The organism is Anaerotruncus sp. 80, from assembly GCF_009936115.1.
Taxonomy (GTDB): domain Bacteria; phylum Bacillota; class Clostridia; order Peptostreptococcales; family Anaerovoracaceae; genus Senimuribacter; species Senimuribacter intestinalis.
Genome location: NZ_QWES01000007.1, coordinates 1 through 19217 on the forward strand (window position 1 = coordinate 1; position 19217 = coordinate 19217).

At 43.4% G+C, this 19217-nt stretch carries 18 protein-coding genes; 12 read left to right on the forward strand and 6 right to left on the reverse strand.

What is annotated here, in order from left to right:
- The coding region (locus D1155_RS04185; RefSeq protein ID WP_160201153.1) for a TnpV protein at positions 1–363 on the reverse strand (363 nt) is incomplete at its 3' end.
- A gap of 738 nt (positions 364–1101) precedes the next feature.
- Positions 1102–1587: a helix-turn-helix transcriptional regulator gene (locus D1155_RS04190; RefSeq protein ID WP_160201154.1), complete on the reverse strand. Its 486-nt coding sequence runs from the start codon at positions 1585–1587 to the stop codon at positions 1102–1104.
- A gap of 282 nt (positions 1588–1869) precedes the next feature.
- Here D1155_RS04190 and D1155_RS04195 point away from each other — a divergent pair, with 282 nt between their 5' ends.
- Entirely contained in the window at positions 1870–2190 is a 321-nt protein-coding gene (locus D1155_RS04195; RefSeq protein WP_160201155.1) for an LPS biosynthesis protein, read from the forward strand.
- 253 nt (positions 2191–2443) lie between these two features.
- Here D1155_RS04195 and D1155_RS04200 read toward each other — a convergent pair whose 3' ends face one another.
- Entirely contained in the window at positions 2444–3154 is a 711-nt protein-coding gene (locus D1155_RS04200; protein WP_160201156.1) for a queuosine precursor transporter, read from the reverse strand.
- Entirely contained in the window at positions 3147–3860 is a 714-nt protein-coding gene (locus tag D1155_RS04205) for a radical SAM protein (protein WP_160201157.1), read from the reverse strand. Before D1155_RS04205 ends, D1155_RS04200 begins: the two co-directional genes overlap by 8 nt.
- Positions 3861–4100: 240 nt before the next feature.
- Here D1155_RS04205 and cysK point away from each other — a divergent pair, with 240 nt between their 5' ends.
- Positions 4101–5027 carry a cysteine synthase A gene (gene cysK / locus D1155_RS04210; RefSeq protein ID WP_160201158.1) on the forward strand — a complete coding sequence of 309 codons (927 nt, stop codon included), beginning with the start codon at positions 4101–4103 and terminating at the stop codon, positions 5025–5027.
- 251 nt (positions 5028–5278) lie between these two features.
- Here the strand turns inward: cysK and D1155_RS04215 are convergent, their stop codons facing one another.
- Positions 5279–6076, reverse strand: a complete 798-nt coding sequence (locus tag D1155_RS04215) for a hypothetical protein (protein WP_160201159.1) — start codon at positions 6074–6076, stop codon at positions 5279–5281.
- 693 nt (positions 6077–6769) lie between these two features.
- On the opposite strand from D1155_RS04215, the gene rplM reads away from it, so the two are divergent.
- Together rplM and rpsI are read left to right on the forward strand one after the other, a co-directional pair.
- On the forward strand, positions 6770–7198 hold the full coding sequence (gene rplM, locus D1155_RS04220) for a 50S ribosomal protein L13 (RefSeq protein WP_160201169.1): 429 nt from the start codon (positions 6770–6772) through the stop codon (positions 7196–7198).
- A 19-nt stretch (positions 7199–7217) separates the two neighbouring features.
- A complete protein-coding gene (gene rpsI, locus D1155_RS04225) occupies positions 7218–7613 on the forward strand; it encodes a 30S ribosomal protein S9 (protein ID WP_160201160.1) in 396 nt (131 codons plus the stop codon).
- A gap of 73 nt (positions 7614–7686) precedes the next feature.
- Here rpsI and D1155_RS04230 read toward each other — a convergent pair whose 3' ends face one another.
- Positions 7687–8250: a peptidoglycan recognition family protein gene (locus D1155_RS04230; RefSeq protein ID WP_160201161.1), complete on the reverse strand. Its 564-nt coding sequence runs from the start codon at positions 8248–8250 to the stop codon at positions 7687–7689.
- 188 nt (positions 8251–8438) lie between these two features.
- Here D1155_RS04230 and D1155_RS04235 point away from each other — a divergent pair, with 188 nt between their 5' ends.
- The 8 genes from D1155_RS04235 (at position 8439) to D1155_RS04270 (ending at position 19119) form a co-directional block, all read left to right on the forward strand.
- Positions 8439–8732, forward strand: a complete 294-nt coding sequence (locus D1155_RS04235; RefSeq protein ID WP_160201162.1) for an antibiotic biosynthesis monooxygenase — start codon at positions 8439–8441, stop codon at positions 8730–8732.
- A gap of 302 nt (positions 8733–9034) precedes the next feature.
- A complete protein-coding gene (locus D1155_RS04240) occupies positions 9035–9940 on the forward strand; it encodes a precorrin-6B methylase (RefSeq protein WP_160201163.1) in 906 nt (301 codons plus the stop codon).
- Positions 9941–9942: 2 nt separating this feature from the next.
- Positions 9943–10179: a hypothetical protein gene (locus D1155_RS04245; RefSeq protein WP_160201164.1), complete on the forward strand. Its 237-nt coding sequence runs from the start codon at positions 9943–9945 to the stop codon at positions 10177–10179.
- Positions 10176–10943 (forward strand): 4Fe-4S binding protein, encoded by a 768-nt coding sequence (locus D1155_RS04250; protein WP_160201165.1) that lies wholly within the window; start codon positions 10176–10178, stop codon positions 10941–10943. Before D1155_RS04245 ends, D1155_RS04250 begins: the two co-directional genes overlap by 4 nt.
- 78 nt (positions 10944–11021) lie before the next feature.
- Positions 11022–12395, forward strand: coding sequence for an MATE family efflux transporter (locus D1155_RS04255; RefSeq protein ID WP_160201166.1), 1374 nt, complete (start codon positions 11022–11024; stop codon positions 12393–12395).
- Between the two features lie 447 nt (positions 12396–12842).
- On the forward strand, positions 12843–15311 hold the full coding sequence (locus D1155_RS04260; RefSeq protein WP_160201167.1) for a right-handed parallel beta-helix repeat-containing protein: 2469 nt from the start codon (positions 12843–12845) through the stop codon (positions 15309–15311).
- Positions 15302–17542, forward strand: coding sequence for a Cna B-type domain-containing protein (locus tag D1155_RS16075; RefSeq protein ID WP_160201168.1), 2241 nt, complete (start codon positions 15302–15304; stop codon positions 17540–17542). The genes D1155_RS04260 and D1155_RS16075 overlap by 10 nt, the downstream gene beginning before the upstream one ends.
- 170 nt (positions 17543–17712) lie before the next feature.
- Complete coding sequence (locus tag D1155_RS04270) at positions 17713–19119, forward strand: alanine/glycine:cation symporter family protein (RefSeq protein ID WP_243151011.1); 1407 nt, start codon at positions 17713–17715, stop codon at positions 19117–19119.
- Positions 19120–19217: the final 98 nt, after the last annotated feature.

Genomic DNA, 19217 nt, shown 5'->3' on the forward strand with positions numbered 1-19217 from the left:
GCTATATACAATTTCTCTCGCCCTCGCTTGTATTTCATTCATTCTTCCAATCCACAATATCATGCTTTCTGCTTTTAGTTGTTCAGTCACGCCCTCCTTGTCAGCCATTTGTTCGACCAATCGAAACATCATCTTCGTTGCTTGTTCGTCAATATCAGCAAGATAACAGTTCAATTTTCCGCTTGTGAGAAGCGTGGTGTAAACTGCCCGTTTATGTTCCTGCAAATAGTGTTTGTGTCGCTGCCCCCATAAGCCGATAGGCTTGTGTCCTTTTTCGGCTGGTAAAGTAAGGCAAGGAATATAATAATCTCCTTGCAGTTCATACCAAAGACCGTTGCTTTCATCATAAATATACTTATCCATTAAAAAGTCCTCCGTTATAATATATTCGCACATATATCACAGTTCTCCGATTACCACACTCTGTTATAACTTGTTATGAGATTTTCTTGCCCTTGATTTTGCCCTTATGATTGTGCAGAACAAGGGTAACATGGTGTGAAATCATATAAAGAAATAAGGTGTGATGATTGCGATAAATCCTTTGTTTTCAAGGCTTTCGGAGGATTTTATTAAAACCCTATGAGGTGTGATAAACACCTGTAAAATTATGAGTTTCTAATTACGATTTATCAGTTTGTACTAGGGAGAATTATACCATACCCGATTACGAGAAACAATCCTCGCGCTATGTCCGTTCCGACTATCCAGACCGTCAAGGAGCGAGTAGTATTTTTCCACAAAGTGCGCGAAAAAATCTCCACCCTTAAACCCCTGACCGTCTGGAATTTTGCCGTTGCCATTGCGCCGCTGAAAACGGGGAACAGGATTTAACAATCTTGCCCCGTTTCACGCCGCACTAGCAAGGGCCTGCGTCAATAACGCAAAAAAGCATTTGACAAAACGCTTCATGACATGCTATGTATGAATTGACCTTGTTTTGTAGGAGCAGATAGAATACTGCTAAACTTTAAAACAAGCTTGAAGAGTATCTGTTAAGTCTTTCGGGCGTAGCAACTCTCCCCCCCACCATACACCGTTTTTTATTTGGTGGGCGTTTGCTTTAAAATCTTATGAAATGAAACAGAAGCGATAAATATATCAATTAGTTACTTCTTTCAATTTAATTTCTACTTTGTAATATTTTAAAAAATATGGTACAAACAAAAGAGCCCCTATTGTCAAAATCAACCAACCAATATATGTTCCTTGATTTTCAGGATAAAAATAATTTATAGCTAAATGAACTGGACGTAGAATAATTGTAATCACTCCCCATAATATTTCCAATTTTCTTTTCATCTTGTTTGCTTGCGCTTTTTGTTTCTGTAATTCCACCAAATTTTGTTCTGCCTTTTTTTGATAATTTTCCACTATAATCCTTTCTCCTGATAACAATTCATTTACATTTATGCCAAGAATGTCACATAGATCCATCATTATCGCTACATCTGGACAGCTTTTTCCTGTTTCCCATTTTGAAACCGCCCTATTACTAATGTTAAGCTTTTCTGCCAGCTGTAGCTGAGTAGGATTTTTTTCTTTACGACATTCAGCAATAAATTTTCCAATTTTTTCTTGATTCATTTCTTACCTCCTAGTTTTATCATACATAATAAGCATTTTTTTTGGAAGGAACTATTGGTTGATTCTCTAATTCAGCCATCAGTTGACTACTAGTACATCGAATAATGAATGCCGGCTATTAATAGCTACTTGCAACTTTACTTTTATATTGGCGGTGGACTTTATGTTCCTTCGTTTCACACATCGGGATATGACTTCACTGACAGTATCATGGAAAATGCTGTGGAAATGTTTAAAAGTCTCATTGAAGAATAACGCTGGCTTGAGAGAGGAGGACGAAAGATGCAGATCGATTATAATGAAATCGAGATGGCAGCGATGGAAGCATATAAACGCGGAGATGAAAAGAAATCCGTTCGACTGGGGATTGAATTTTCAAAACAGCTGCGGGAGGCTATCGCCCGTGGGGAAGATCATTGTTCTTGCGCCAGACCGTGCAGAATGCATGGAAACTGTGTTGAATGTGTAGCAGCGCATCGAGCGAACAGAGACCACCTTCCGGTTTGTTTCCGCGATATGATGAATGAAAGATTATATGGTCTTTCGGAATTGACAGAGCAGACTATTGCAGAAAAAATAGAGGCAGAATTTCAAGGTGTGTGAATCAAAGAAAAAACGGCGAGGTAATTCCCGCCATTTTCTCTTTGGATTAGGACTTTATTATAATTTATTATAGGTATTTGCGAATGATATAAAATATATAATCCACATCAAATTTGTGGCTTACGATGTAAATATCATACCGCTTTTTGCGGATTTGTCAAGGGGTTTGGGAATATTTTTTTGTCCATAATGCAAATGCACGATTTATAATAATATATTACATGTAATCTATGCACATGAGTCGGGGCTGCGTTTATGACAGCTCTGAAATTTGATTTTTATTTTTCAGTTTGCGAGCCAGATACACTGCAGGGGTGTCCAGAACGCTGGTGAAAATGAAGATGACGTAGCTGGACATGCAGATGTGGATCAGTGTAGAAAAACTGTGGACTCCTGCAAAAGCACCGAAAGTAAATAGTACGGTATTCATAAGCTGAGACAGCAAAGTGGAGCCGTTATTGCGGATCCAAAGTCCTTTCTGGCTGTCACCGAGTACTTTTTCCGTGCGTTTCCAAATCAGATGGTAAGCGCAGACATCAAACATCTGTACGATACCATAGACTGCAATGCTGACCAGCATAAGCCGCGGTGTGTTGGAAAATACCGACTGAATGGAAGGCATTGCCCAGTCGTTTGCATTTGGCGTGTATAAGAACCAGGACTGGGAAATCAGAATGAAAGCTATGCTGACACAAATGCCGATTTTTACAGCAGTGTTTGCGTATTTTCTGCCTTCTGTTTCACTTAAAATGTCAGTGACCAGGAAAGTAGAGGCAAACAGGATATTGCCCAAAGTCTGTTCCATGCCGAAAGCATCTACCAGAATCAGCGCTTCAATATTAGCTGCGATAGTGGCGACCACAGTCCACATATAAAGACCGGTCTTACCGAAAAATTTATAAAAAAGAACAACTGCTGCATAAATGCAGACTAGACTCACGATTAAAACTAATTCATTACTCATTAGATTTACCTCCTACTCCGAAATCTGTATTATTCATTAAAATATCTACCCGCTCATTATGCAGGTATTTTGGCATGATGGTGTTTTTAAAAAGCTCGATAACGCGGGGATCAGGCCGCACCGGGGTAGAGTTTTCTACCATAATATTGACACAAACCCGCTCAAAGTATGCCAGCCCTGTTTCGATGTCGGATCTCATAGAATCCGCCGTTTGTCCTGGAATACCGAAGAGCAGACAGCATTCGTTGAAGTCCTCAGCGATTTTCTCAGGGTCTGTTTCGTCGATGCCCTTTAATAGATAGGATTCTCTAAAGAGAGAATCAAAGGTTTCCACTCCGATTTTAAATTTTAGAAGAATGCCGGCAGCAGCAAATTCTTCCCGGAGGTGGCTGATACAACTTCTGTCTGTCCAGTGACATTCAAAGTGAACCTGCTTGATGTTTTTCGTCTTGCAGACTGTTTTAATCTGTGCCATGGTAGCCTTGTCCAAATCACAGATGCTGCCGGAATTGATTACCTCCAGCTTGTGGTAAAGCCCTGTAATTTTGCCAAGCACTTCCCGGTTTAGATTGAAGTTTGCGGTTTCGTCTTTGGAAAAATCCAGATGATAATCGCAGAATCTGCATCTGCGCCATTTACATCCGCTGCCGCGCAGGAGGACGATTTCCCGCGGATTCTTGTCAGAAATGATGGAATAACGTTCCATTTTTTGTCCTTTCCCGGAACAAAAAATGCGCCTACAGAATCTGCAGGCACATTAAAATAATAATCAAAAATAATGTTGACTTTAGTTCCGTAGTTTTGTTTATAGACAGGATGGTCACGAACTGTCTTATTTTATTTTCGTAAGTACTATAGCACAAATTAGCGGCGTTGTCAAAGAAAAGTGACAAATTAAAATCTTTATGATATACTGAGTAAATAGTTTTTAAGTAGGAGTTAAACGATGATATATAAAAATGTGTTAGACGCCATGGGTGAAACCCCGATGATTCAGCTGAATAAAATGGTTAGTCCTGAAAGTGCGAGGGTGCTTGTAAAATTTGAGGGGCTTAACGTAGGCGGTTCTGTAAAGACGAGAACTGCTTACAATATGATTACAAAGGCGGAGGAAGACGGAATTTTGCGGCCGGATTCTGTGATTGTTGAACCGACCAGCGGGAATCAGGGAATTGGGCTTGCCCTTGTAGGCGCAGTAAAAGGCTATGAGACTGTTATTATCATGCCGGATTCTGTCAGTCAGGAACGTCGTTTCCTTGTGGAGCATTACGGCGCAAAGGTGCTGCTGGTACATGACGAGGGCAATATTGGCGACTGTATCGAAGAGTGTGTACAGATGGCGAACCGCATGGCTGCCGAGAATCCGAAAGTTTTTGTACCGCAGCAGTTTGAAAATGAAGCAAATCCAATGGTGCATCGTCACCATACCGGGCTTGAGATTTTGGAACAGGTGGCAGGACCTATTGACGGATTTTGTTCTGGTATTGGCACCGGCGGAACCATTACAGGTATCGGAGAAACGCTGAAAGCTTTGAATCCGCAGATTGAAATCTGGGCAGTGGAGCCGCAGAATGCTGCGATTTTAGCAGGAGGTACGGTGGGAACACATATACAGATGGGAATTGGAGATGGTATTATCCCAAAGGTTTTGAATCAGCAGATTTACGATGATATCTATATCGTCAGCGATGAAGAGGCGCTGCAGACGGCCAAGGACTTGGCACGCAAGGAAGGGCTCATGTGCGGTATCTCCAGCGGTACCAATGTGGCAGCGGCGCTTAGGCTGGCAGAAAAACTGGGAAAAGGCAAGACCGTCGTAACGATATTGCCTGACACTGCAGAGAGGTATTTTTCTACGCCGCTGTTTGAGTAGGGAGATAGTAGAGCAGTATTCTTAACCTAAAATCCAAAAAAATGAATTTTGTGTATAACGAAATTACAAAAACTTAACCGAAATCCAGAGAAACATCAAGAAATGTATAAGTTTTATGATGAATGTCAACTGCCTCGCTTTCAAAATTGCAGAAATCCTGGGATTTCGGTTATTTTATTGTGTAAATTCCGATTCAGGCTAAACCTAGATGATGATATTTATACATTTTTTGCAAAAATTTTAGATTTAGGTTAAGCTTTTCTAAAGAGAGGAAGAAGTTGTCCTTTGATGATTCGATCAATAGCAGCAACATCCAGTGTGCCATCGGGGTTGTCCATTGTGACAATCAGATTCTTCGGCATTACAATATTGTTGTGATGATATGTAGTAATTTTATTGAAAAAGCTTTCCCTGTATCTTTCGTTGTGCAAAAGTCCTGCATGCTCCCAGAAAATGTCTTCATATAAAGGTGGTGTGATCTCAAAATCTGGTCTGTAGGTAATCCAGTGCCCGTCAGGTGTTTGCAGACGAACCTTTGGCTCATATCTAAAATCAATATTCGCAGCGTGCATTAGCTCTGCAATAATGACTTCGGATTTCGAACGCAAATATAAACCAAAAGAAGTCGAGTAGGTTAAGCCTTCCGGACGGTAACTCGCCTCTGCACCGTCATAATGTGGAGATTTGCTCTTGAGGTTAGAGGGGAGAATGAGGTCAGAATAGGCCTTCGGCAGACGCTTTTGAATAGAGAACGGATCGTAGGGACCATAACGCGTTAGAACTTTTTCCTGTATATGAAGATTTTGTTCAATCTGGCAGGTGGCCTCCTCTAAAAATCTTCGATACTTTAAGTCATAAATCAGGTCGGAATTTTTACTATGAATGTAATGTTGCTTTTTGGCAGAGTCAATCCAATAATAATAAAGTCTGCCGTTGATTGTTTTATAAGTGAGTTTACCCTGCGGCAATTTTTGAAGCGCTGTGTGATATTGATGTAGAAGTTTCTTTTGCAGTGCGATATCTTGCTGTGTTAATTCGATGTATCCCATGATAACCTCCTTCGATGAATGTATTTTATAGGAATATTTTACAATAAATGTAAATAAAATGCAACTAAAAAATCGAATTTACCAGGGCGAGCAGAGGCAAATAGTTATTATGACAGTTTAACGGGGAAGGGATTTAACCTAAAACGAGAAATTTTTAAAAAAGTGTATAAGAGAAGAGAGCAAATCTTAACCCAAAATAAGAAACCGCTTAAAAAATGTATAAAACTGTTGACATTATTTAGGTAGCGGCGCTTGAATTTCTATTCATATACAGTTTTCTGAGACTTCATGCAATATTCTTGTTAATTTATCTATCAGCTGGCATAAAATCCAAACAGATTGCCGATACAGAGGATGACTCTTATACACTTTTTGGAGAAAATCAAAATTTAGGTTAAGGTTCGTGTTAAAGATAAGGAACACCGCTCTGATTTGATTGCAGTTATAAAATTTCCCGCATTTGTTGAGGATTTCATGCAAAAAGATGTTGCAATCTCAAGGGTTTTGCTATATAATAGTCGTGCACTGTGCTTTCACAGGCGATTTGCATGCGTAGAACCGCCAGGGTTCGGCAGCGCTGCAAGCTAAAAGTTAGTTTTAGTCATGCCGAAACAAATTCCTTGTGGAATTTCAGTAGGCAGAACCGAAAACGATACCGGCGAAGGTATCTTAGTAGGTAGAAAGGAAGAGACAATGAAATCTTACATTGCAAAACCTGCAGAAGTAGAACGTAAATGGTACGTTGTTGATGCAGAAGGTAAGACTCTCGGCAGACTGGCATCTGAAGTTGCTTCTGTTCTGAGAGGAAAGAACAAGCCAATCTACACTCCGCACGTTGACTGTGGCGATTATGTAATCGTAATCAACGCTGAGAAAGTAGAAGTAACCGGCAAGAAGAGAAAAGAAAAGATTTACAAGAGACATACTGGATATCCAGGTGGTCTGAGAGAAATCACTTTCGAAAAGTTACAGGCAAAGAAACCAGAAGAAATCATTAAGCACGCAGTGAAAGGCATGCTTCCTGATGGAAAACTGGGCAGACAGATGTTTAAGAAGTTAAAAGTTTACGCAGGTCCTGAGCATGCACATGCTGCACAGAAGCCGGAAACTTTGGAAATCTAAGGAAAGGGAGGAATAGACAATGGCAAAATTACAATATCAGGGAACTGGTAGAAGAAAACATTCAGTTGCTAGAGTTAGATTAATCCCTGGAACTGGAAAAATCACTGTAAACAAGAAAGACTTAGAAGATTACTTCGGAATGGAAATCGTTAAGAGAGAAGTAAGAAGACCTTTTGAAGTTGCAGGCTGCGAAGGCAAATTCGATGTAATTGCTACAGTAGCAGGCGGCGGATTTACAGGTCAGGCTGGTGCGCTGAGACACGGTATCTCAAGAGCACTTTGCCAAGCTGACAAGGAAAGCTACAGAGCGCCTTTAAAAGCTGCTGGATTCTTAACAAGAGACCCAAGAATGAAGGAAAGAAAGAAGTACGGTCTGAAAAAGGCAAGAAGAGCTTCCCAGTTCTCCAAGCGTTAATCAGAAAAGGTATTTATACTTTCAGCAATCAAAAACAAACCCCATCTTCGGATGGGGTTTTGTGTTGCCGATTTTACATTGCAGACTTTACATCTCGGCGGAATCCGTCCATCGTGTAGTCTGTACCAAGTCCTTGCCAGAAATGCTCTGGATCTTCGTGGTCAGAGGCAGTGCCACGAAGATAACCTTCGTAGTGTGAAACGATGACGCCGTCTGCCAGCGGATCTAACCCGTATTTATGGCAAAGCCATGCGAAAAGTTCCACCGCAGTATCGTAAGTCAGCTTTGCACAGGCGAGCGCTTCTTCCCTGTTATCACAGGTAAACCCAAATTGACTGGTATAGGAAAGGGAGGCGGGTTCACACATTTCTACGCCGATGTGGGTGCTGTTGTAAGTGCCGCCGCAGTGCCAGGCACGGTGATTCCACGGCAGTGTCTGATAAATTTTTCCGTCTGTGCCGTCGATAAATGCGTGAACGCAGGCTTCCTGACAGTCGGGATTGTTCCACTTTTCCATAAAGTAAAAAGGCTGCTGATAGGCGCAGCCTACTGAGTGCAGCATGAGTCCTTTCACCTCAATGGTATCGCCTTCTAAAAAGCAGGCACTCTTTGTTAGATAAGATTCTATAATTTCCATGATAAATTCCTCCGGGGATTAATGTAGTTTCATTATATCCTATGGCAAGAAATTTTACAAAATGATATTTCTATGGTTGTATTTTTGCCATTACCATGTTATGGTCATACCTAAATATCATGTGGTTGCGAGGAAAATATAAATTATGCTATACTGTTATAAAAGTTCATGAAAGGAACGATGTAAAAATGACGAATTTCTATGTAACATACACACTAAAGGATAAAGCGGCGCGAGACGCTTTTTACGGGGAAGTGAAAACCTGCGGCGTGATAGAAAAATCGTTGGCGGAGGATGGGTGCATCAGGTATGCCTATTATTATCCGGCAGATTCGGAGAACCAGATTTTGCTGTGGGAACAGTGGGAGAGCAGGCAGGCACAGAAAAACCATACAAAGCAGCCGCATTTTAAGAAGCTGGGAGAGATTAAGGCAAAGTATCCAATGGAAACGGAAATTCTTATCGAAGATGTTCAGGTCTAACTTTACTATTTCGTAACGCAAAAGACATGGAAGCGATACGATTCCTTGACAAAATCATCACATTTCCTTGCTATACTAAACTTGTCAAAAGGAGATAGGGTTACACGAGATAATTTCTTTTTGAACGTTCTTTCTTAATTAGATATCGCAGTCAGAAGACTCCATCGGATGATGGAGTCTTTTGACATGTGGGGAAGAAATTGTTTTCAGCGGCGGAAAGTAAGCTGGGATTTCTTGAAACCCCACTGGATTCGTGATAAAATAAGAAAAAGAAGCCTGACAGACAGAAAGGACGGAAAGCTATGGAAAAACAACTTTTCACCAACGAAATTATTTTATCGTGGCTGCAGTATTTTGCAGATAATACACCGATTGACTTGGAACAGATTAAGATGATGGATATCACCAAGAGAAATAAGAATCTGATTCCGACAGTAGAGGCGCATAAGGCAGTGCTTGCTTTTATGGAAGCAGGAGACGCTGAAATTTTTTATCATATGTGGAATGCAGGGCTTGGTGACTGCGAGGTCTGGTACAACGAGGGTTCCGCGCCGGAAGGTCCGATTAAGCACGATAAAGTCAGCGATATGATTAACCGCGGCATTAACGCTTCTGCGGGTATGCTGGTGGTAAATCCGAGCTCTCGCAATACCTATAAGATGGGCATGGACAATTTGAATTTCCGCAAAGATTCCGGAAGAGGCGTGGGAAGCGAAGTTCGTTCCATTATTTTGAACAAAATGGAAATCGGAAGAGAAGATACGGTCTGTGTGATTGGAGGCGAAAGCCTTGCCATTGAGACTGCTTTTATGGCAAATGAAGGTACTGTTATTGCAGTGGAATACAATCATCGCAATAGAGATGCCATGATGGATAATATGGCATATTTTGATTTGCGCAATATGAAAATCACAGATCATGTGGATGAAGAAACCTTTGAGAATTACCCGACTCCTTCGGTGGCATTTATGGTCGCTTCTGCCAGCATGGAGCAGGAAATCAAGTTTCTTCTCTCCATGAATCCACAGATGAATCTAGTAATCTATACTTTGGATTTGAGTGTGGCAGGGGCTATGAGAGGCATTTTGGAGGCTAACGGCATCAAGGAAGCAGAGGTGATTCAAGTAGCGGTGTCCAGACTGAACGCAAAGAACGCTTTTGAAGTGCAGCCCGCTCCATGGATTATCACGGGAAAAGCGGAAGCGTAATCATGAGCACTATATTAATCACCTGCAGCAATATGAGCGATCATGTGAGGGCAGCGCAGGAGAAAGAGGGAACGGACTATCCGGTCATTGAACTGGACAGCAAACTTCACGCAGAGCCGAGGGATATGCGTGCAAGGCTCTTTGAGACGCTGGAAACACTGGTGGGCGGCAGATGGGATCATCAGTTTATCATAGCCGAAAAAGGCAGAGTTTTGCGAGAGGAAGATTTTTTAAGATGAAAAAGGTAACAGCGATTTATTTCAGCCCGACCCGGGGCACGAAGAAATATGTGGAAGCGGTGGCAAAGGCACTGGATCCGGATTTTACCGTGATTGACCTGACTAGTGCGAAGGCGCGCGCTGGCAAATACCACTTTGGCGCTGATGATTTGGTCATCTTTGGGGCGCCGGTGTATGCCGGAAGGCTTCCCCTTTATCCGGAAAAATTGTATGGGAACATTACAGGTGATGGAACGCCGGCGATTTTTACGGTGACCTACGGAAACAGAGAGTTTGATGATGCGCTTTTGGAAACCAAGGACATGTGCGAGGCGAACGGATTTGTAGGAATTGCAGCGGCCGCATGGCTTGCGGAACACACCTATTCTGCGAAACTGGCGGGAGGGCGTCCGAGTCAGGAGGATCTGGCGGAAGTGGAAGACTTTGCCGAAAAGATTACCCAGGCAAGTTTGTTTGAGCCTTTGGATGTACCGGGAAACCGCCCGTATAGAGAAGGCAGCCGGCATCCGATGAACACTGTTGCTGCAGAGCGGTGCAGTGAGTGTGGTCTTTGTGCGCGTATATGTCCGGTAGGTGCTATTCATGATGGAGCAGGCTTTGAAGCGGACCAGTCCAAATGTATCGGCTGTCTTGCCTGTGTAAAGCGCTGCATGCGCAGCGCGCGGATTGTAGACGACCCGGGACTTGCGGCAATCAGACAGAAACTGGAACCGGCATTTGGCGGTGTATATAAGGCGAATCAGTATTTTCTGAATACAAAATAAAACAAATTTAATGCAACTTCTCTATTGCTTTTTATACAGAAAGGCATATAATTTAATATTAGCGATAGGAGAAGAAGTATGACAGAGAAGAAAAATTTTGAAATGGATATGGTGAGAGGACCAGTGCTAAAAAAGATGCTCAGGTTCTCTCTTCCTTTAATGTTTTCTAGTATTTTGCAGATTCTGTTTAATGCTGCAGATATTATTGTGGTGGGACGTTTTGCAGGGGACCATTCGCTGGCGGCGGTGGGTTCTACCACGGCGCTGATTAATCTTTTAGTAAATCTTTTTATCGGGCTTTCCATCGGCGCTAATGTAATGGCGGCTAAATACTACGGTGCGCGGCGCAGTGAGGCTTTAAAGGAGACCGTGCATACGGCCATTGCGCTTAGCTTTGTCAGTGGAGTACTGCTGACGATTATAGGGATTTTGGGTTCGAGACAAATTCTAATCTGGATGAAAACGCCGGAGGAGGTTGTGGATCTTGCAGCGCTTTATTTGCGCGTATATTTTCTTGGCATGACTGGAGTTATGGTTTATAACTTTGGTGCATCTATTCTTAGAGCGGTCGGTGATACCAAAAGACCGATGTACTATCTGGGATTTTCCGGTGTTATTAATGTGGTGCTTAATTTGATTTTTGTAATTCCGCTGAGGATGGATGTGGCGGGTGTTGGTGCTGCAACCGCAATTTCTCAGTGGGTTTCGGCGATTTTGATTATCCAGTGCATGAGAAAAGAAGAAGGCGCCATGAAATTAGTTCTGCGGGAGCTACACATTCATGGAGACAAGCTGATTGCTATTGTAAAAATTGGACTTCCTGCGGGCGTACAGGGGATGATTTTCTCCCTGACCAACGTGATGATTCAGTCCTCCATAAATTCTTTTGGCGCGACTATCGTGGCAGGAAACTCGGCGTCCAGCAACGTGGAGAATTTTATTTATTTCCCTATGAATGCTTTTTATCAGGCGACGATTTCTTTTACCAGTCAGAATGTGGGAGCAAGGAGAATCAGCAGAATCGACAAGATTTTGACAAGAGGCGAGATGTGCGCCATCGGAATAGGTTTGATTACAGGCCTTTTGGAACTGGCATTTGCACCGTTTCTTCTGGGGATATACTCTTCCAGCGGCGCGGTGGTTGCAGCAGGTATGCGCAGGATGCGAATTATAGCGCCGACCTATGCGCTTTGTGGCGCTATGGATGTTATGGTAGGCGCACTGCGCGGCATGGGCTATTCTGTTATGCCAATGCTGGTTTCGCTGGTTGGTGTTTGCGGTCTTAGAATTTTGTGGATTACGACACTGTTTCAAATGCCGCAGTTCCATACGCTGGAGATGCTTTACATCACTTATCCGGTGACTTGGGGTGTTACAGCGACAGCACATTTGATTACTTTCTTGGTACTGCGTAAAAAGCTTCGCGAGAAGGCTGTTGCGAGACGGCTGTAATGAGGCGGGCGCTGCGAATTACATATATTCAAGAAAAAGTCCTAAAATATGCACGATGTTGTGCATATTTTCTTGGGAAATTCTTAAAATATGCACAAACAAAGCTGCTTATGAAGAATTTTACTGTTCTTTCGGCAGCTTTTTCAATGGGAACAGTACCAATGTGCATATTAAAGGTGTTTTTTTAAAAAATATGCATACCGATGTGCATATAATCGACATAATTACTCAAAATATGCACATCGAAGCCTGGGTAGTCTGAAAAGCTGCCATACGGTTAAATCTAATAGGATTCAGCCGTATGGCAGCTTTCCTGTTTTTGTAAGGGGAAAATCTAACCAAAATCTAACGAAAGTGTTGGAAAATCAACGATTGACAGAGATAGAAAAAGCGAATATAATAATATTGGAAATAATGAGAAGAAAGAGTAATGAAGGAGGGGAACCTGTGAGAAAAAGGCAAAAACCACAATCACAGAATAGAAAACGAATCATTGCAATTGGACTCTCAGTGGCAATGCTTCTTTCGGTACCTACGATGCAGGCGGCTGCTTTTGAATCGGAGGATTCAGAACATGCAGCTCTACTAACAGAAGAAACGTCTGACGGCAGTGGAACTTTGACAGAAGAAAATTCTGAAGGAGAAAATTCCGCAGAAGAGGAAAAAAACGTAGTGCTTGCAGAAGAAGACAGTGAAACGGGGATGGACACTGCAGTACAGGACAGGAGCGAGGCTACGGAAACATCAGAAGCAGCAGAAACGGCAGAGGCTTCTATCGGCGAAAATGCGTATGATACGCTGCAGGAAGCTTTGAATGCGGCCAAAGAAGGGGATACAGTCTGTCTGCACAAAGATATAAACAAATCTGTCGTATTACGCAAGGCGATTACATTGGATTTGCAGGGACGTAGTATTTCAGGAAATGGTTCCTGCGCGGTCTATATCAATGGTGTGGACGCAAAGATTATAAACGGAACGATTAAGGATACGACTGCAACCAATGGCGAAGGCATTTATATCAGTAAAGCAGATGTCTTGCTGGAAAATATAAATGTGATAGGAAATACAGCGACCGGAGGATGGGGCGGCGGTATTTATGCCGCTTACAGCAGTGTTACTATGAACAACTGTGAAGTTTGTGATAATGTCAATACTTATTACGGCGGTGGCATTGCGCTGGTTGGAAGCAGTCTGAATGCGGATAAGACAACGATTGGAAATAATGAGATTCGGGAAAAAGTCTATAGCACCCAGGTTGGAGGCGGAATCTATCTTCATGATGAAGACAGTACCCTGAACCTGAAGAACTGCAATCTGAACGAAAATAAAGCCTGTCAGGGCGGCGCGATTTATGCAAAAGGCGCTGTCACATTGGAAAATTGTTCTATAATAGGTAATGAAACAAGCTATCAGGGTGGCGGCATTTACGCCAACGCGTCAGTCACTTTGAAAGAGTGCACAGTAACAGAAAACAAATCAGATAGTCACGGCGGCGGTATCTTTGCAAACGGTATTAAGCTCAGCCTGAAAAGCACTACGTTCAGCGGCAACTATGCGAACGGCAATGGTGGCGGCATAATGCTCAGCGGCGGAAGCAGCAGCGCGGAAATTGCTGATAGTACCTTTTCACAAAACAGTGCAGGCAGCAGTGGCGGCGGGATTGGCAGCTATGGAACAATTGTGCTGGAAAACTGCAGCCTGACAGAAAATACTGCTGACAGCAATGGTGGTGGTATTTTTTCCAGTAGTAGTTACGGTGGCGGCAATGTGACCATGACTGGGGGCAAACTTGCAGGCAACGAGACGGTTCTCCGGGGAGGAGGTCTTTATCTGACTGGCGATGGCGCGGAGATAAGAGATCTGGAAGTATCAGGAAATCAGGCGGCTTCTGGTGGTGGTATGCATATCAGCACAGATGAAAATACTATCATTGAAAATGTTGTGTTTACCGGAAACATCGCCAGAGAAGCGGCGGCGGTTTCTTCCAGAGGCATCAGTGGCAGTGGGGATAAGCCGATCGTATTGAAAGCCTGCACTTTTACTAAGAATGCCGGTGAAAATACCGAAAGTATTTTCGTCGGAGGTTTAAAGAATATCTTAAAGAACTGTATTTTCTCTGAAAACAACAGTCCGCAAGGATGTATTGTAAATGTTTATGGGAACAGTTCGGAACTGTTCTTAGAAGATTGTCTTTTAGAAAAGAACACTTCAAAGTACGCGACGGTGTATAGCAACTGTAGTAAGCCAAGGGATGGTATAGAATTGAAGAACACCGTAATCAGGTATAACGAGGCAACCGGAACCGAAACAAATGCGACTGGAGGTGTTGCTGCGGACGGTAAAGGCTATCTGCGCATGATTTCCGGTGCGATTTATGAAAACACCAGCGGTGCGGACAGCGGCGCCAATGATTTGTTCCTCAGTGCAAACAGTTCGGTAGACGTTATTAAGGCTGAAGCTATGGAAGACGGCGAAACGTCTTTTGAGGGCTACACTTGGCATGATGAGACGAACTATATCAATGAAAAAGAAGGGCTGAGCACAGACAGCACCAGTGACAGATATTTTACCGCGGGTAAATACGATGATAGAATTGTTGCCCGCATTGGTGATGAAACTTTTAGAAGTCTGCAGGCGGCTGTAGACGCTGCAAAGACAGGAGATAAGATCGTTTTAATCGCAGGGGAATCTGACGGAAGCGCTGCTTTAACGACAAAATCCATTCGCGTTGAGAAGGATTTAACTATTGACCTAAACGGTCATACTGTGTGGATTAGAGGCAGCAGCGGGATTTCAACAGCAGCGGGAAAACTGAAGCTGGAAGGAACGGGAACTATTCACGGCACATTGAGAGCCGTTGAAGAGGGACAGCTTTCCGTAGCAGAAGGTGTTGTTGCAGAAAATCTGTGGCACTAGGTCAAAACTTCGAGGTGGAAAATATTTCCATAGAACTTGATAGTACAGTACTGGCGCAGCTTAACGGAGACGGATTTTTAGAACAGAATATTACGCTGATGACCGGTGCCCTCGATAAAAATCTTTCGGATAAAATTAATGTAAAAGGTTTGAAAAATCCTTTAGTAAGACTTGTGCAGAAGGATGATAAAATTGAACTTGAGAAGAAAATGCTTCAGGGTGTGTATCTGGATGGAAACAAAGGCAGCGACAGCGCCGATGGTCTTTCCAAGACGGCGCCTGTAAAGACTTTTGAAAAGGCAAAAGAAATCCTGACTGCTCACGAAGAATTAGATACTATCTATATCATGGGAACGGTTAGGATAAGCGGCAGCGCGTCTTGGACTTTGGAAAAAGGACAGATTATGCGCTATCCGGAATATAACGGAAATTTAATTTCCGTACCGAGCGGAAGCAATTTTGCACTTTCCCATATCACCATCGACGGTGCGGCGTCCTACGGTCTGACTAATACGAAAGCGTTAATCAGTCTCGGCGGTACTATGGAAATTGGCGAAGATGCGATTTTGCGAAGCAACAACGTTTCAGCAGCTTCTGGCGTGGAGTCACGGGGCGGCGCAATTATGTGCAGCGGAAAACTTACTATGAACGGCGGCGTAATTTGCAACTGCAGTGCAGAATTCGGCGGCGGGGTGTTCCTTTATGGAGACGGCGTATTTACCATGAATGACGGCGTAATGGAATCTAATATTGCCACTGGAAAGAGCAAAGCAGGTCAGGGCGGCGCTGTGATGATTACACATGATTCACAAATGATTATGAATGGCGGTGTGCTGCGTGGAAATCGTTCAGAAAGTAGCAACGGCGGCGCAATCTCTGTCGGCGGCTTAGCAGAAACAAATGCTTATCCACTTTTAAAAATCAATGGCGGCTATATTGCAGAAAACTATGCGAAGAGCTGTGGCGGCGGTATCTATGTAGAATGTAACGGTAAGGCGATTGTCAATGAAGAGATGAAGACCGGAGAAGTCGTTGGTATTCTCAACAATCGCTGTGACGGTGAACGCGGCTGGTTTGGTGGCGGCGGTATCTATGTCAACGGTGGTCTGCAGGATCTCGGTTATAAAAATGGCGTATTATATGTTTACAATGTGGCAGTATACAACAACGCCGCAAAAGGCATGCTGGGTGAGTACGGTGCAGGTCTTGCGGGCTGTGGTACTTCCAATACAACGATTTACGTGACCGATGGAGGCGTGTTCTATCAGAATCACAGCACAGAAGGAATTGCAGAGGATATTCTTTGCTCCAATGTAGATCATGGAACCGGCGTATCTTCTGTGCATGTGACTCCGGGCAGCCATATTTCCGAATATATGCTGGGCGGCGGCGCTTACCACTGGAAAAGTGTGAGTGGTGAAGAAATTACGCTCAGCGGCGTGCACAAAAGCGGTATTCACGCAATGCATACGGATTTAACGGCAGAGGCGCCGGAAATTGAGAAAGCTATGGGTCTTGCTGGTGTGTTTATTGCTGGTAATACTTCCGGTACTCGCGGCGGCGGTATTGGAAGCAATGGTGATGTGATTATTGGTCATCCTGATGACGAGCAAGATTTGAGGGACATCAAGGCTACTAAGGTTTGGGACGATAATGACGACCAGCACAAGTTAAGGCCCGAATATATCAAAATCTGGCTGGTAAGAAACGGAGAGAAAGTCGCATATGAAATCTGCAGACCTGACGAGAATGACGTATGGCAAGAAGTAACTTTTAAAGATCAGCCGATTGCTGACGAAAATGGAACTCCATATGCATATACAGTTGTCGAGGACAGAGTCGGACTGGATTACCGCTATGTCAGCAGCGTGGAGGAAGTCGAGGAAGTGCTGGTAATTACCAACACCTTTAAGCCAAATATACCGGTGATACCGACTACGCCTGATGATTCGACTCCGGATCCTGACGATCCGAACCCACCAATCGATATTGAGGATCCGGATGTGCCGTTGGGACCGGGACCTGGATCTGATGATCCTGAGCCACCAATAGATATCGATGATCCGGATGTACCGTTGGGGCCGGGACCTGGACCTGGTGACGATACATCCAGTAAATTCTCGCCGGAAACAGGAGACGATACGTCGCTTATGCTGCTTTTAGGCATCCTCGGTGTTTCAGTTCTGGCACTGGGTACGGCAGTATACAGCAGGAAAAAACGGATGCAATAAAGGATTACCGGCAGAGGGGAGTAATTTAGCGAATTAATTAGGAAAACAAAATACAAAAAAAGAACATTTTATTGAAAGTGTTCTTTTTTTGTGATAAAATACTATCATGTATTATAGCATATAGGATAATAAATATAATTACTATTATTTACTAAAGGAGAGAACGAACAATGCAAAAAATCATGGGATCACTGGTTACGATTTCAGACGCTATTGACGGCTGGATGTACAGTAACTTGTTATTTTGGGCACTGATTGTAGCAGGCCTTTTCTTTACAATCAGAACCAAGTTTGTTCAAATCAGACTGTTTCCGGAGGGCATCAGGGTTTTAATGGAAAAAAGTCATGATGGAGGAATCTCCTCCTTTCAGGCGTTGATGATTGCAACCGCCTCTCGTGTAGGAACTGGTAATATTGCGGGGATTGCAACGGCAATCGTAGCGGGCGGTCCTGGAGCAGTATTCTGGATGTGGATTATGGCGATAGTCGGAGCAGCATCAGCTTTTATCGAATCTACCCTGGCGCAGATTTATAAGCAGAAGGACGGAGAGATTTTTAAAGGCGGTCCGGCTTACTATATAGAAAGAGCAATGAAAGCAAGATGGCTGGGTGTAATCTTTGCGATTCTTTTGATTTTGACTTTTGCTTTTGGCTTTAACGGACTGCAAGCATATAATATCGCTTCTTCTTTGGAGCATTATGCCGGGGACAACTATGCTGCAGCAGCGCTGATTGTTGGCGTAATTCTGGCGGGAGTTTCTGCAATTCTGTTTTTTGGCGGCGCACAAAAAATCAGTACGGTATCTTCTGTACTGGTACCGATTATGGCTTCAGTCTATATTTTAATCGGCATTATCATTACCCTCTCTCACGTAAAAGACTTGCCGGCAATTTTCAGCATGATATTTGAGGAGGCTTTTGACTTTGAGGCAATCTTTGGCGGTTTTGCGGGTTCTTGCATGGTATGGGGCGTAAAGAGAGGTCTGTTCAGTAATGAGGCAGGTATGGGGTCTGCGCCGAATGCGGCTGCTGCAGCTGATGTCAGTCACCCGGTAAAACAGGGTCTGGTACAGGTTATTTCCGTATTTATTGATACACTGATTATCTGTACGACCACAGTATTTATCGTACTTTGCACGGGAAAGTACACTGTAGGCGGTGAGCTCAACGGTATTCCACTGGTGCAGGAGTCTGTGAAATCCATGTTCGGCGAGATTGGTGTAGGGATTATCACTGTGTCTGTTGCACTCTTTGCTTTTACCTCTCTCATCGGCAATTACTTCTATGCAGAAGCTAATATTAAGTTTATCAGCGAAAGCAAGGCTTTTATGACCATCTTCCGGCTGCTGGCAGTAGTCATGGTATTTATCGGTGCCAACTCCAATCTGCAGCTGGCGTGGAATCTGGCGGATATCATCATGGGCGGTATGGCTATTGTGAACATTATTGCCATGTTCTGCTTAGGCGGTATCGCAATCCGTGCGCTGAATAATTATGTTAAACAGAGAGAAGAAGGGATAAACCCTGTATTTAAGGCGAAAGATATCGGACTGGACAATACAGACCTTTGGAAATAAACAGAAAGAATCTAAGGAGCTGTGATATGCTCCCTTCTAGGTAGACAAGTGAAAAAATAAAAACTTGTTATCTGGAAGGGAGCATTAGTATGTCTAGA

What these genes read in the sequence shown, in the direction of transcription:
- D1155_RS04190 (WP_160201154.1), bottom strand. Translation starts at nt 1,587, where the DNA reads ATGAATCAAGAAAAAATTGGAAAATTTATTGCTGAATGTCGTAAAGAA.
- D1155_RS04195 (WP_160201155.1), top strand. Translation starts at nt 1,870, where the DNA reads ATGCAGATCGATTATAATGAAATCGAGATGGCAGCGATGGAAGCATAT.
- D1155_RS04200 (WP_160201156.1), bottom strand. Translation starts at nt 3,154, where the DNA reads ATGAGTAATGAATTAGTTTTAATCGTGAGTCTAGTCTGCATTTATGCA.
- D1155_RS04205 (WP_160201157.1), bottom strand. Translation starts at nt 3,860, where the DNA reads ATGGAACGTTATTCCATCATTTCTGACAAGAATCCGCGGGAAATCGTC.
- cysK (WP_160201158.1), top strand. Translation starts at nt 4,101, where the DNA reads ATGATATATAAAAATGTGTTAGACGCCATGGGTGAAACCCCGATGATT.
- D1155_RS04215 (WP_160201159.1), bottom strand. Translation starts at nt 6,076, where the DNA reads ATGGGATACATCGAATTAACACAGCAAGATATCGCACTGCAAAAGAAA.
- rplM (WP_160201169.1), top strand. Translation starts at nt 6,770, where the DNA reads ATGAAATCTTACATTGCAAAACCTGCAGAAGTAGAACGTAAATGGTAC.
- rpsI (WP_160201160.1), top strand. Translation starts at nt 7,218, where the DNA reads ATGGCAAAATTACAATATCAGGGAACTGGTAGAAGAAAACATTCAGTT.
- D1155_RS04230 (WP_160201161.1), bottom strand. Translation starts at nt 8,250, where the DNA reads ATGGAAATTATAGAATCTTATCTAACAAAGAGTGCCTGCTTTTTAGAA.
- D1155_RS04235 (WP_160201162.1), top strand. Translation starts at nt 8,439, where the DNA reads ATGACGAATTTCTATGTAACATACACACTAAAGGATAAAGCGGCGCGA.
- D1155_RS04240 (WP_160201163.1), top strand. Translation starts at nt 9,035, where the DNA reads ATGGAAAAACAACTTTTCACCAACGAAATTATTTTATCGTGGCTGCAG.
- D1155_RS04245 (WP_160201164.1), top strand. Translation starts at nt 9,943, where the DNA reads ATGAGCACTATATTAATCACCTGCAGCAATATGAGCGATCATGTGAGG.
- D1155_RS04250 (WP_160201165.1), top strand. Translation starts at nt 10,176, where the DNA reads ATGAAAAAGGTAACAGCGATTTATTTCAGCCCGACCCGGGGCACGAAG.
- D1155_RS04255 (WP_160201166.1), top strand. Translation starts at nt 11,022, where the DNA reads ATGACAGAGAAGAAAAATTTTGAAATGGATATGGTGAGAGGACCAGTG.
- D1155_RS04270 (WP_243151011.1), top strand. Translation starts at nt 17,713, where the DNA reads ATGCAAAAAATCATGGGATCACTGGTTACGATTTCAGACGCTATTGAC.